This is a genomic window from Bacillus sp. FSL K6-3200, assembly GCF_038630485.1.
Classification (GTDB): Bacteria; Bacillota; Bacilli; order Bacillales; family Bacillaceae; genus Bacillus; species Bacillus safensis.
In genome coordinates this window covers 3200950-3214030 of record NZ_CP152032.1, presented here as the reverse complement: position 1 = coordinate 3214030, position 13081 = coordinate 3200950, and the positions used below count along the sequence as shown (strand labels likewise).

The 13081-nt window shown below is 40.5% G+C and carries 18 protein-coding genes; 6 read left to right on the top strand and 12 right to left on the bottom strand.

The window, feature by feature from the left end:
- Nucleotides 1-68: 68 nt before the first annotated feature.
- Nucleotides 69-1364 (bottom strand): glycosyltransferase family A protein, encoded by a 1296-nt coding sequence (locus MHI60_RS16550; RefSeq protein ID WP_144484420.1) that lies wholly within the window; start codon nucleotides 1362-1364, stop codon nucleotides 69-71.
- Between the two features lie 17 nt (nucleotides 1365-1381).
- Nucleotides 1382-1702, bottom strand: a complete 321-nt coding sequence (gene cgeC, locus MHI60_RS16545; RefSeq protein ID WP_111290295.1) for a spore maturation protein CgeC — start codon at nucleotides 1700-1702, stop codon at nucleotides 1382-1384.
- Between the two features lie 207 nt (nucleotides 1703-1909).
- Between cgeC and MHI60_RS16540 the strand changes: the two genes are divergently transcribed.
- Nucleotides 1910-2311, top strand: a complete 402-nt coding sequence (locus tag MHI60_RS16540) for a hypothetical protein (protein ID WP_095408811.1) — start codon at nucleotides 1910-1912, stop codon at nucleotides 2309-2311.
- Nucleotides 2312-2326: 15 nt separating this feature from the next.
- A complete protein-coding gene (locus tag MHI60_RS16535; RefSeq protein ID WP_144484423.1) occupies nucleotides 2327-3289 on the top strand; it encodes a DUF3880 domain-containing protein in 963 nt (320 codons plus the stop codon).
- Nucleotides 3290-3517: 228 nt separating this feature from the next.
- Here the strand turns inward: MHI60_RS16535 and MHI60_RS16530 are convergent, their stop codons facing one another.
- Nucleotides 3518-4240, bottom strand: coding sequence for an acylneuraminate cytidylyltransferase (locus MHI60_RS16530; protein WP_144484426.1), 723 nt, complete (start codon nucleotides 4238-4240; stop codon nucleotides 3518-3520).
- A gap of 246 nt (nucleotides 4241-4486) precedes the next feature.
- On the opposite strand from MHI60_RS16530, the gene MHI60_RS16525 reads away from it, so the two are divergent.
- Nucleotides 4487-5515, top strand: coding sequence for an SDR family NAD(P)-dependent oxidoreductase (locus tag MHI60_RS16525; RefSeq protein WP_111290301.1), 1029 nt, complete (start codon nucleotides 4487-4489; stop codon nucleotides 5513-5515).
- 51 nt (nucleotides 5516-5566) lie between these two features.
- Here the strand turns inward: MHI60_RS16525 and msrB are convergent, their stop codons facing one another.
- Both msrB and msrA read right to left on the bottom strand, forming a co-directional pair.
- Nucleotides 5567-5998 (bottom strand): peptide-methionine (R)-S-oxide reductase MsrB, encoded by a 432-nt coding sequence (gene msrB / locus MHI60_RS16520; protein ID WP_048239398.1) that lies wholly within the window; start codon nucleotides 5996-5998, stop codon nucleotides 5567-5569.
- Nucleotides 5998-6531, bottom strand: a complete 534-nt coding sequence (gene msrA / locus MHI60_RS16515) for a peptide-methionine (S)-S-oxide reductase MsrA (protein ID WP_144470887.1) — start codon at nucleotides 6529-6531, stop codon at nucleotides 5998-6000. Before msrA ends, msrB begins: the two co-directional genes overlap by 1 nt.
- A gap of 138 nt (nucleotides 6532-6669) precedes the next feature.
- Here msrA and MHI60_RS16510 point away from each other — a divergent pair, with 138 nt between their 5' ends.
- From MHI60_RS16510 to MHI60_RS16500, 3 genes are all read left to right on the top strand, one after another.
- Complete coding sequence (locus tag MHI60_RS16510) at nucleotides 6670-7101, top strand: MarR family transcriptional regulator (RefSeq protein ID WP_007500780.1); 432 nt, start codon at nucleotides 6670-6672, stop codon at nucleotides 7099-7101.
- A gap of 54 nt (nucleotides 7102-7155) precedes the next feature.
- Nucleotides 7156-7416, top strand: a complete 261-nt coding sequence (locus tag MHI60_RS16505) for a hypothetical protein (RefSeq protein WP_024422721.1) — start codon at nucleotides 7156-7158, stop codon at nucleotides 7414-7416.
- A gap of 120 nt (nucleotides 7417-7536) precedes the next feature.
- Nucleotides 7537-8202 (top strand): DUF4397 domain-containing protein, encoded by a 666-nt coding sequence (locus MHI60_RS16500; protein WP_144484428.1) that lies wholly within the window; start codon nucleotides 7537-7539, stop codon nucleotides 8200-8202.
- Between the two features lie 31 nt (nucleotides 8203-8233).
- On the opposite strand, the gene ypmT is transcribed toward MHI60_RS16500, so the two are convergent.
- From ypmT to ilvA, 7 genes are all read right to left on the bottom strand, one after another.
- The gene (ypmT, locus tag MHI60_RS16495; RefSeq protein WP_024422723.1) at nucleotides 8234-8431 is read right to left on the bottom strand and encodes a protein YpmT; all 198 of its coding nucleotides are present in this window, start codon (nucleotides 8429-8431) and stop codon (nucleotides 8234-8236) included.
- Between the two features lie 24 nt (nucleotides 8432-8455).
- Nucleotides 8456-9022, bottom strand: a complete 567-nt coding sequence (locus MHI60_RS16490) for a YpmS family protein (protein WP_024422724.1) — start codon at nucleotides 9020-9022, stop codon at nucleotides 8456-8458.
- A 10-nt stretch (nucleotides 9023-9032) separates the two neighbouring features.
- Nucleotides 9033-9794: an SGNH/GDSL hydrolase family protein gene (locus MHI60_RS16485; protein ID WP_238409341.1), complete on the bottom strand. Its 762-nt coding sequence runs from the start codon at nucleotides 9792-9794 to the stop codon at nucleotides 9033-9035.
- Nucleotides 9795-9863: 69 nt separating this feature from the next.
- Complete coding sequence (locus tag MHI60_RS16480) at nucleotides 9864-10454, bottom strand: SCO family protein (RefSeq protein ID WP_144484431.1); 591 nt, start codon at nucleotides 10452-10454, stop codon at nucleotides 9864-9866.
- A 23-nt stretch (nucleotides 10455-10477) separates the two neighbouring features.
- Nucleotides 10478-11320 (bottom strand): DegV family protein, encoded by an 843-nt coding sequence (locus tag MHI60_RS16475; protein WP_144484434.1) that lies wholly within the window; start codon nucleotides 11318-11320, stop codon nucleotides 10478-10480.
- A 187-nt stretch (nucleotides 11321-11507) separates the two neighbouring features.
- On the bottom strand, nucleotides 11508-11759 hold the full coding sequence (locus tag MHI60_RS16470; protein ID WP_024422728.1) for a YpmP family protein: 252 nt from the start codon (nucleotides 11757-11759) through the stop codon (nucleotides 11508-11510).
- 36 nt (nucleotides 11760-11795) lie between these two features.
- Nucleotides 11796-13064, bottom strand: coding sequence for a threonine ammonia-lyase IlvA (gene ilvA / locus MHI60_RS16465; protein ID WP_144484437.1), 1269 nt, complete (start codon nucleotides 13062-13064; stop codon nucleotides 11796-11798).
- Nucleotides 13065-13081: the final 17 nt, after the last annotated feature.

The following is a 13081-nucleotide window of genomic DNA, read 5'->3' as shown; positions in this document are numbered from 1 at the left end:
TCCCTGTCCTTTTCATGTTTCGCTTTTTCCTTTCTACTTCCTGCAATAATTGTTAAAAAAGCACCCCTTTATGAGGAGTGCTTTCGTCCGGATGTTTGATAAAGAGACATATCGAATTCTTGCAGCGATTCCCTATACAGCGGCACAATCGGCTTTCCTTCTAGAAATAACGTAAATTGGGATGGGTACAGCTTAATCGGCTGATGATAAAAAGCAAATCGCTTCACGACCTCAGGATCAATTCGGCAAAAGGTATGATGCACTAGTAAATAAACATCTTGTTTCCATTTAAACAGCCGCCTGTTTGGCGGACTGAAAACAGGAGAAGCTTGAATGATGCTGCCATCCTCAAATGCCTGAAGCTGATCATTTGAAATCGTATAGATCTCTTTTGGGTGAAACTGAAAATATTGCACGTCACGTTTTGAAGCAAACCGTCTTTTTTTCTGATCTTCAATATAAAAGAACGTTTTCCCATAATCTGCGGTAACGACTGTATAATTGGGTACTGCCAGCTTCTCTTTCATTTCATATTTCATCTCACATAACAGCGGAACACGGATCGCACGCCTGTTCTTTTCATTTATCCAGCGTTTTTCAATTCCATGAAATTTCCCTTCTGCGATTTGATAATATTCCCCTTCTTTTTCAATGACCGTTCCGTCAATTAAATCATACGGCATACTCGAAAATAGATGATGAAAGGAATGGGGCGTTTTATACGTTGTATCCAGTACATCTTTTAATGGAAAAAACGCAGCGAAATGATTCAGCCTCATCCAAAATACAGAATCTGCATGATGCCAGTGCTTTGGCTCATCGTCCCAATATTGTCCGTATTTTTCATGAATGAGTGGAAGCAAGCAGCTTCTGTGCATGACCGAACAATGGTCCACTTGAAAGGATGCATGCTCTAAGATTTGACCTGCTTCTCGAACATAGCTCGTTGTTTCCACTAAATGCTGATCAACATGCACGACCCGCTGCGAGGAATATACAATATCTACATGAGGATTCGACCGAAAAACATCCACCATTTTAAGCAAACGATCTTTATGGTACACAGTATCATCGGTTAAATAACAAATGAGTTCACCCGTTATACGGGTTAATGCTTCATTAATAAGCGTCGCATATCGTGCGGTTAACAGCCGTTTTGCCGGATGAACTGTGTGCGAATACAGCTGAATGCGTTCATCACTTAAATAGGGCTGAATTTTTTGAATGGTGCCCTGTTCTGAGCCATCATCCATAATCAAAAGCTCCCAATTTGGATACGTTTGTTCTATCATACTCTTTAGCACACGATCAATGAAATCTGGTTTATTGTAGCTTGTTAAAATCACCGATACTTTCATGATCATTATCCTTTTTGATTAGATTAAAAAGCCCCCCAGCTGACAATGTTCACATAAGGAACACTCACTCTTAGCTGATTTGTCGCGTTTTTAAAGACCGCTACCGTATCAAACAATTGCACGACAACCACGTTTTGAAGTACATCTCCATTGACTAAATGAACACGCGGCACCGGAATGCCAAGCTCAAGCCATGGACGAAGTAATTCTTTGATGTCTGACACATTCTCTTCCTCACTTTCTTCTAAAAGACGAAGAAGAAGTAAAATTAAGATGACTTCAAGCACTCCTTCCGACTCTAGTAAATCTTCGTTCCAACCATCTAATAATTGTTCAAATTCCATTCATAATCCCTCTCTCTTCACATTTAATCTTTACTAGAGTATGAGCGTCGCTTCATTTAGCCTCAGCATTTGAAAACATTTTTAAAAATGTGTGAACTGATTAATTGAAAAAAAGAATCAGGAATCAGCGTTATGCTTATGCCAAAAAAAATGAACGGCATATACATAGGGGTGAGTTTGAATTGATGAAGAAAGGATGGGGAAAAAATGAACGACAAGCGTGCCGAATTAAAAAAAGAACTATTGAAAGTGTTTTTCAGACCACTAACTCGTGCATTAACAGTTAACCTTGAAGAAGGAGGAGTTCAAATGGAAGAGAAATTGAATGATTTATTAAGTGAAGTGGCAGCTGAGGCATCACCTTCAGATTCTGCTACAACACTCGATGTATCTCAGCCAGCAAGATGGATTTTTGCAAGACTTTCACCAGGAACTGTCATTAGCATTGTCACTGATTCAGGAGACTTAATCGGGCCAGTTCAATTCGTATCATTCGATGCGTCAACAGGTGTTGTCTTTGTTACACAAGAAAGCTCAGTCACACCAACAGGCTCTGCTACGACTTTATTAGATGTAGATAAAGTTGAAAGTGTTACGTTCACGTCTTAATGTGAGAGGGCCATCATGAAGCTTCTTTATATTAGCTCTGGCTACGGCGGAATCTATCACATGTTTGATCAATGGGTAGAAGAGAGCTTCATTGATTCCCCCTTTTCATATGTAAAGATTGATAGAGAATCTCTACCCGCTCACATGCACAAAATCCGGACATTTTCTCCGGATTTTGTTTTGATGATGATCGGTGATCATGTTCCGAGCGAAGTACTTCATCAATTCAAACAAGAAAAGATCCCGATCGTTCTATGGATGACAGAAGATCCCTTTTATACAGATGTATCGGCTGCTTGCGCACAAGATGCGCGGATCATCTTAACAATCGATGAAGGGGTTTTGCCATTTTACAAACAATTAGGCGCTGATCATGCGCACTACTTTCCCATTCCGGCAAATACACGTATCTTTCACAAAAATGAATCACTAGAAGAGATGTGCACGTATGACATTGCACTCATTGGCTACCCTTATCCCAACCGCATCAAAGCCATCGATACACTCTTGCAGCAAAACAAATGGCGTATTCTCGTTGCAGGTAAGGAATGGCACCGTCATTTAAATAAATCACGGAGACATTATCGAGATTTCACACTGATGACCAATTGGCTGAGTCCTCAGCAAATGGCGGACATTTATCAGCAAACATCGATAGTCCTGAATCCGCATAGGCCGGCTCAATTTGTATATAACAAAAACAAAGCCATGATTCAAAATATGAGTCTCAATAACAGAGCGTTTGACATTGCTGCAACTGGAAGTTTTCAATTGACGGATCTACCTCCTCCGCATCTTTTTTCAAGCTTTGCTTTTTACAAAGATGAGGACGATTTGATAGAACAGATTGAATACTATGGATCAAATGCAGATGAAAGAAAGGCGATCGCACTGAACAACTACGAGCAAACCGTTCGCTGGAATACATTTGATACGATGCCACAAAGGCTTTATAAGATCGTAAAAAGCGCCCTATAACCGGGCGCTTTCAAATTGTGACAAAGGGCTAAAATGTTCTTGATTTTAGCCTTTTGTCTTCTTTTCAGCGTGATAGAAAACCTTTGCAGTGTAGGAAGGGCGAGTACCGGAGCGGAGCGAATTTGACATTCGTGAGCACCGGAGCGCAGACCTGACACCGAATGCGAGGGTTTGTCTACACGCTGAAAGCGCCCTATAACCGGGCGCTTTTTCTTGTTGAATGCCAGCTTACGCATGATCTTCCGCATCTCGGCGAGCCAATAAGACGTTCTCGGCCTCTTTCCTGTCTGCCTCCTGTTTCACCACAAGCGACCGCGTGTGATCCATCATATATGCTCCGACAGATCCTTCTAAAAAGGAATGAATGCATTCTTTTGCATAATGAGCATGAAAAGCATATACCGCACCATTAAGACGACCATACGTATATGGCTGCTCATGCTTTGGCATGAAAAAGTAATGATTGTCCTTATATAAAGTGGCTTCATTGTTTTCATGCAGTGTCCAAGTTTCATTTGGGTTCTCTAACGCCTCTGTAAAAGATGCCGTGCAGTCATATCCCCCCTCCACTAAAAGCTGCAAGCACTTCTCGATATCTGCCGGCTGTCTTAGAGGAGACGATGGATGCAGATATAGCACAATATCAAAGGTTTTCCCCTCCCGCTCTAAATAAGCAAGCGCATGCTTCACAGCTAACAGCGACGGCGTTTGTTCTGTTACATGTGTGCTTGGCAGTTCAATCACATTTGCTCCGTAGTGAGATGAAATGATTTGCGTATTCACATCCTCTGAAGAGACAATGACTTCATCTAACTCAATCATTTGCAGTAACGGCTGAATGGTCCAATAGATAAGCGGCCGCTCTGCCAATATACGTATGTGTTCATCATGCTGGCCGTCGTGACTTCTAAATGCAGGTATCATAGCTAAAATACGATTTCCCCTATACATGTCTTCTCTTCTCCCCTCGCGCACAGCTCCCTTACCATTTTCTTCTCGAGCTGACCGCAGTACTGAAGTATTCAGGTCTCTCGTTTTTCTAGTTGATCTCTTATCTCTCCATATTCTATTAAGACGACTAGCAGATGGTTATAATTTGTTCACCTAATTTATGCATGAAGTGGTTCTTTTCCTCAAACGAATGCCGCTCTTTCACATATGATGCAAAGTAGAGAAATGAGAGTTGGGGGATTAGATATGTCCAAACAGATAGAAACGTCTTTGAAGACCTTTTTTCGTGACAAAACGATATTAGTTACAGGCGGTACGGGGTCAATCGGCCGGCAAATCGTAAATAAATTAACAAGTTGCTCTCCAAAGAAGATAATCGTCTTCAGTAAAGATGACAGCAAACAATACATGATGAAAAATGAGTACGCAGATCATCCAGAGGTCGTATTCGCTTTAGGAGATGTCCGGGATGCAAGCCGCGTGAGACAGCTCGTCAAAGGTGTGGATATCATTTTTCATGCAGCGGCCTTAAAACAAGTACCTACTTGTGAAGATAATCCGTTCGAAGCCGTTCAAACGAATATCATCGGCGGGCAGCACGTCATTGAAGCCGCAATTGAACATGAAGTGAGTCATGTCGTCAACATTTCAACTGACAAAGCGGTTTCTCCAACTAATGCCATGGGTGCAACAAAATTAATTTCAGAAAAACTATTTTTCCAAGCAAACGAAAGTATTCCAAATCAAAAAACCAAGTTTTGCTCTGTACGTTTTGGCAATGTACTTGGATCTAGAGGTTCCGTCATTCCGATCATGCTCCAGCAGCTATTAAATGAAAAACCTTTGACCGTGACTGATCCTCATATGACACGTTTTTTTATGTCCATTGAAGAGGCTGTTTCCCTCACACTTCAAGCAGCAATCATGATGAAAGGCGGCGAAACCTTCATTCTCAAGATGGAGTCCTTACAGCTTGCCGATCTCTTAAAAGCGTTTCACGAATATGCCGCTCAAATCAATGCTAAATCTCCGGATATTCTTGTAGTCGGAAAAAGACCTGGCGAAAAGCTTCACGAGGAGCTCACATTCCCGCACGAAGCAGATGCACTGTTTGAACATGAACAATTTTATGCCATTTTACCAAGACCACATCTGCACCCTGCCTTTCAAAAAGTTGAATTAACGAATTACACCTCAAAAGAAGCACCGCTCATTACAAAAGAAAAGCTATTCAACATCATCGAACAATTACATCATACACATCATAAAAAATAAAAAATCGTCACACGGAAGCAGATGCTTTCCATGTGACGATTTTTAAATGGATCAATCAAATAGATGTTTCAAATCCCCGTAGCCTTCTTTTTCAAGATCATCCTTTGGGATAAACTTTAAAGCGGCTGAATTAATACAATACCGAAGACCGTTTGGCCCTGGTCCATCAGGAAAAACATGACCTAGATGAGAATCAGCTGTTTTACTGCGAACCTCTGTCCGCACCATTCCATGACTCGTATCAACCTTCTCTGCTACTTCTTCGTCTTCAAGCGGTTTTGTAAAACTTGGCCAGCCGCAGTGGGCATCAAACTTATCTAAAGAAGAAAAAAGCGGCTTTCCTGAAATGATATCTACATAGATCCCTTCTTCTTTATGATCCCAAAATTCATTTTGAAATGGCGGCTCTGTGCCATTATTTTGCGTGACTTCGTACTGCATGCGGTTTAATTCTTTTATACGCTTTTCTTTTTCATTTGCCATTACTTATCACTCCAATGGGACTCAATAAAACCGGCTCTGCCCGAACCGACATGATATCGTTCGTAGTGCATTTTGTTTTTCTTATAATAATGCTGATGATATTCCTCTGCTGGATAAAAAGGACCTGCGTCTAAAATTTCTGTAACGATTGGCTTTTGGAAAATCCCGCTTTGGCTCAGCTGCTCTTTCGATGCTTCTGCAAGCTTTCGCTGCTCGTCATGATGAACATAAATACCTGTACGGTAAGATTCCCCTCTATCGCCAAATTGCCCGCCATCGTCTGTTGGGTCTATTTGCTGCCAATATAGTTCTAGCAGCTTCTCATACGGGAACACGTCAGGATCAAACGTGATTTGAACCGCTTCTCTATGTCCCGTTGTATTTGTACATACTTCCTCATAGGTCGGATTCACTGTATGTCCGCCAGTATACCCTGATTCAACTTTGATAATGCCCGGCTGTTCATCAAAAGGTTTAACCATACACCAGAAGCAGCCTCCTGCAAATGTGGCTAATTCTTGTTTTTCAGACATATTAGTGCCCCCTTCATTTAAAAAATGGTATCATCATATTATAACATGATAAAAAATAATGAAAATGATACGACTTGTATACCTAAAATAAAAGAAAGCATTCTGTCGTATCTTTAAAATATAATGGGGGTTTAATGATTGGAACAAAGAAAACAAATGATGTACGAAATGGACACTTTACTGAGAACCGTATTTAAGCAGATCCGTTATGAAATTAACAGCCTGCTCGAAAACGAATTATCTCGGAATGAATTTCTTATTTTAAATCTGCTCCGTGAGCAAGGTGCAAAAAAAGTAACGGAATTCGCTTCCATTCTTGGGGTGTCAGCAAGTCATATTACCGCTGTGACTGACACACTCGTAGAAAAAGGCTGGATCACCCGTATCCGTTCAAAAGAGGATCGCCGCATCATCAAAATCCACTTAACCGATAAGGGTAAGGAAATTACTGAGCATTTTGAGAAAAAGAAAACGGAATACTTTATGGAGCGATTTGAATCATTTGATGACGAAGAACTAAAAACCATGATCAAATTATTTAAAAAGCTGGATAAAAGTCAAAAGGATTAAGCATAGATTTTAGCGCTCAGGACATGCTACGGATAAAAAGAGGTGGAATGAACCATGACAAGCCCTTATCTTTGTCCAAACTGTAAAACAAACAGAACGCGCTTTAATCTCATTGAGCAGCTTTCAGAACCTGTAAAGCTAGATCCAGCGACGGGAGCAGTTGTCGAAAGATACGAAGGAGAGCAGCTGTCTCCTTTTCACTTGAGTTATCAAGGTCCTCAAATGAAAGTCCAGTGCGGCGTTTGTGGTTTAATTGAGGATGAAAAAACGTTCATTAAACTAGCTGAATATCATCAATATTCTTCTCCTTCTTAACATGCCGGCCTGACGGAATACGTCAGGCTTTTTTCTATGCTTCTTTTGCCTATACAGATCGCCTTTTTCATGCATACGCTACAAAAAACACCATTGCATGAGAAAGAAAGGATTGATGACATGCAGCAGCTCTTTTATCATGACTTTCCATATCGGCCATTCGCTGACACCTTCGAGCATCTTCAAAGCAGCCCTTCATCAAAAGCCTTTATTCGATTATTTCACGCTGCGCCAGATCTAAGTGAGCTCGCTGTTTATGTGAACCGGAAGCAGGTAATGAAACCAATGCCTTACAGCCATTTGACCGCTTATATGGAGTGGGACGAAGGAATGTATGAAATAGAAGTGGTCAAATTGGCTACAAATGAGAGAATTCTTCATTCCCGCATTCGATTTAAGAGCGGCGAGGTCTACACATTATGTATCACAGGTGCACGTGCAGGCTTTGCACTGCTGACTGAGCAGCAGACTACTTTGATCAAACAAGAAGACCTGTCAGCACTTACGTTTGTACAGCTGTCTCCGGATCTTCCTTCTATAGATATATATGAACGAGACCAAGGGATCATATCGAAAGAACTTGATTATGTAAACAGCACCCGCATTCATCATTTCTCTCCAAATAAATATCATTTTGAATTGAAAGCCGCTGGCACTCAAAGTGTACTGCTTGATATCCCAAAAGTTCATCTGCAAACAAAGCGTGCATACCTGATTCTGCTTCATGGTTTTGCTAACGGAGATCCTGAACTTATGGCAAAGGTGGTTTTGTCTCGGCAATTATAATAAAGAGCCTTTCCTAAGTGGAAAAGGCTCCTTACGAGACATCTTCAGCTTTTTCTTGCTTTTGAAAATCAAAAGCAAGAATCATCGTGCCTAGAAATAATGCACAGTAGGCAATATTTAAGTAAAACTGATCGATATTTTCTGCTTTTAAAGCATTGGCAGCTGTTATGCCAAAGTACGCAGCAAATAAAAACGACAGTAAACTAAAATATTGATAGACTCGCTTCATGATTTCACTCCTGACTCACACGTTCTATTGCTTTGGATGATAATATGAAAATTCAATTTCATCGTTCTGTAGATCAATTTTGTTTGCTTTCACATACATATCATTCGTCAGCGGCATTTCTGAAAGACGCACTTCAACCGTTTTTTGATCCGGTTTTACATGAACAAATTCTGGCAGCTCATAGAACTGACCCATGTAGCTTAAAACAAAACTAATCGGAATGCTCAATTGTCCAATTGAAAAGTCATCCACTTTCAAAAGCACATCACCATTATCTTCAACAGTTGGCGTAAATGAGACGTTGGCATCAATCGTTGAAGAGAAAGCTTTAATAGCGCCTGTTACTTTCACATCTTGATCAATCGCTACATGAAAGTCTGGCATATCATTTGATCCTTGATTTTTCAAATAATCATTCACAAAGCTGGTAAGTGATTCCTTTGAGCTGGATATATTAAAAGCATATTCGCTTTTCACTTCTTTGGTTGAAGCGGATTGACCACCTGGCAGCAGCATCAAAATACCGCAGCCAATCACAATCAATAGATTGATTGCAAGTAAAATAAAAAATAAGCTTTTCCATTTTTTCATCTATTTCACCCTATTCCTTCGGCAGTCCTTCTTTTTTCACTTCGGAGAATAAACGATTTGCCATAAGAGAGTACCCCTTTTGGTTTGGGTGGAAATCATCATCTGCCAGTAATTTTTCATCAGAACCTTCTTCAAATAAATCTGCTACATTGATCATATCCGCATTGCCGTCTTTTTTGAGTTCCTTTTTGGCAGCGGCATTCCAGTCTTGAACGACTTCATCAATATCTCGCAGCTCAGACAAACTGAATTTAAAAGGATTGTACATGCTGACATACATGATTTTCGCATGGTCATTCTGTTCTCTCAGTTGAGCAAGAATGGTTTTAAAGCGCTCCTCAAAAGGACCTTGCTCTTTTTGAAAAGGAGCAAACGTCAAATTAAGCACATTTTGACGAACAACATGCATGAGATCATTCCCGCCGATCGTAAAGAAAATATAGTCAGCGTCTTTCAATCCGTCCTGCACCTTTTTTTCTTTTAATCTTTTTAGTAAATCTACTGTTCTACTGCCTTTAATGGCATAGTTTTTTAATGTGACAGATTGCACGCCGTCCACAGCTTCTATCTTGTCACGAGTTATGCCTGCATAGCCTTTTTTATCTTGATCTCCGATCCCTTCTGTTAAGGAATCTCCAACCGCTGCGATGGTAATATGTTCTTTTACGTTTTGTGTGTCTTCTAGTTTATCCTTTATGCCAGCCTCTTGCGCGGAACATGCAGAAAGAACAAAAGCTAGAGACATCACAATCAAAATCAAACGAGCCTTCAAACGATGATGTCCCTCCTTTTTCTGATTAAAAAAGTGTATCATGTTTTCGCTCATTTGAACATCCTTATGCTAGCTTCGGCTAAGCGTTTTGATATCCTTGATGATGTCATCATATGGTGTGTTTTGCACGCCATCATAATTTTTCATCACTTTCCCTTCTTGATCGACAAGGAAAAACAGGGACTGATGAATCACTTGGTCTTCATCTTCAGGTTTTTTTACAATGGTTTTAAAGCTTTTCATTGCGAATTTTTCAATTTCTGACTGTGAATACCCAGTGAGAAAATCCCAATTTTTAAAGGACAATGGATATGCTTTTGCAAAATCTTTTAGCTTTTTCGGCGAATCGACCTCAGGGTCCACACTAAAGGAAATGATATGCGCATCCAATTTTTCTTCTTTTAACCGTTTTTGCAGCTCTGTCATATGAGCGGTCATCGGCGGACAGATCGTTTCACAGCTTGTGAAAATAAAATCTGCTACCCATATTTCCCCCTTCAAATCATCCAATGACACCTTTTGACCATTTTGGTTTTCAAACTCAAACGGCTCTATTTGATAATTTAACGCATCCTTGATTTGTCCATTTGAACATGAGACTAAAAGAAGCACGCTTATCATCATAAGCGCACCAAGCAAGGCTCCCCTTTTTCTATCCATGATATGTCCATCCCCTTTTTCCATCAATCGGTATAAAAAGTAAAGCCTATAGCGCCCTTTCCGGTATGACACGAAATAATCGGTGTTGTGTAGGCAATATCAATCAGTGCTTCAGGTGTGTGATCAAGCAGCGCGTTTTTTAGCTTTTCGGCGAGTTCTAATGCATCTGCATGCGCTATGCCAATGGCTTGAACTGTTTTTCCTTTTACCGCCTGTACATACTGTTTTGTCAAATGGCGGACAAGCGCAGAGTAGCTTCTCACATTTGCTTCTGGCGTGTATACCCCGTCTGTTAAGCTGGCAATTGGTTTGATGTGAAGAAGTGAGCCGATCAGCGCCTTTCCTCTTCCAATTCTGCCACCTTTGACGAGATTTTCTAATGTATCGATTGTGACATATAGCTTGGTTTGAAGACGGATTTTATCTAATTCAGTGATGATGTCTTCACGGCTTGCACCCTTTTTGGCAAGTTCTGCTGCTTTGATGACTTGAAATCCTAATCCATAGGAAATAAAATTCGAATCAATCACCGTGATGTTTCCATCTACCATCTTCGAAGCGCTTTCAGCAGTTTGAACAGTACCACTCATTCCACCAGTTAAATGGATACTGATCACTTCACTTCCATCTGCCGTCAGCTTTTCATATAATTCGACGAATTGACCGATCGCAGGCTGAGACGTTTTCGGCAGTTCCTCAGCGGCCTCCATTTTTTCAATAAATTCATCTGGCTGTATATTCACTCGGTCAATATAATCAACTCCAGAAATGGAGATATTGAGCGGAATCACGTGAATGGAAAGATCATTGATTTTGTCTTGCGGAAGGTCCACAGTTGAATCTGTTACAATTTTAATTTGTTTCACTATCGTCTCATCCTTGCTGTCTTAGTCTTTACTTATGATATTACCTTATTTCCTGCATACTTGAAAACAACTCACCTAACGTTTTTGAAATTGTCACATTTTCTTCTTGTCACGAAAAAAATCCTTGCCAAACTGAGCAACGGCCACTTCAAAATGGCTGCTTCCCCCTTTTGACAAAGATTCCTGCTTACGCATTGTGTTTCAGTGTAGGCTCTTGATAGATCTGTTCATATGTGCTCCACTTGACGTTACGTTTCACATCCTCTCTGAAAGAGTACACAGCTCTCTTTCCTTTAGATACATAGACTTTTTTCAAGAAAGCTTCAAGTCTAAAGGTGAGCATGAAACGATACGTCTCATCTCCCTTTAGAACAGGGACTTCTGTTACCTTGATCTGAGCTCCATCCATCCGTCTAAAACATATTGTTTTGAGCAGCACAAACGATCAATCCTCTTTTCCAATTATCTGTTAAGCCTAAATAAATAGGTGGAATAAATCTTGATCTTTATTCACTTCAACATAGTGGAAGCCTTTTTTATCCATCCGATCAATCAGCGCGGCATAGTCATCTCTTTCTTTCAATTCGATGCCGACTAGCGCAGGGCCTTTGCTTCGGTTATTCTTTTTCGTATATTCAAAGCGTGAGATATCGTCATTTGGCCCTAACACTTCATCTAAAAATTCACGAAGTGCTCCTGCTCTTTGCGGGAAATTGACAATAAAGTAATGTTGAAGCCCTTCATAGATCATTGAGCGTTCTTTGATTTCTTGCATTCTGCCGATGTCATTATTTCCTCCACTGACAATACAGACAACATTTTTGCCTTTAATTTCCTCGCGATGGGCATCTAATGCTGCGATCGGCAATGCGCCAGCCGGTTCTGCTACAATCGCACATTGATTATACAGCTCTAAAATCGTTGTACATACTTTCCCTTCTGGTACAAGACTGATTTTATCAACAACAGATTGAAGCGATGTAAACGTCTTTTCACCAATCCGCTGAACCGCTGCTCCGTCTACAAACTTATCGATCGAATCAAGTGTCACAACCTCGCCCTTCTCATGTGAAGCATGCAGTGAAGCTGCGCCAAGCGGTTCGACTGCAATAATTTCGGTTTCTGGTGAGATATTTTTGATATATGTACCAACACCAGATAACAGACCTCCACCTCCGACACTTGCAAATAAAAAGTGAGGCTCCACTTCGATATCATTTAATATTTCTACAGCAGTCGTTCCTTGTCCTGCCATCACATCCAAATCATCAAACGGATGGATAAATTCGCGCTTCTCTTCATCTCCGCATTTTACAGCTTCATGATATGAATCATCAAACGTATCTCCGGTTAAAATAATTTCAACATATTCTTTTCCGAACAGCTCCACTTGTGATACTTTTTGCCTTGGCGTCGTAGCAGGCATAAAGATTTTCCCGTGGATGCCTAAATATTTGCAAGAATAGGCAACACCCTGTGCGTGATTTCCAGCACTTGCACAAACAATGCCATTTTCTAGTTTATTTTTTGGAAGCTGACTCATTTTATTAAAAGCGCCTCTTAATTTAAAGGAACGAACTACTTGAAGATCCTCTCTTTTTAAGTAGACATTACATTCATATCGTTCAGAAAGTCGCTCATTTTTTTGAAGTGGTGTATGAATGACTACATCCTTCAAATTTTGATGGGCTTTTAAGATGTCTTTCACTTGAATTAGCGTATTTTCTTTGAGCAACGGTTTCATGTACAAGATCCTTTCTC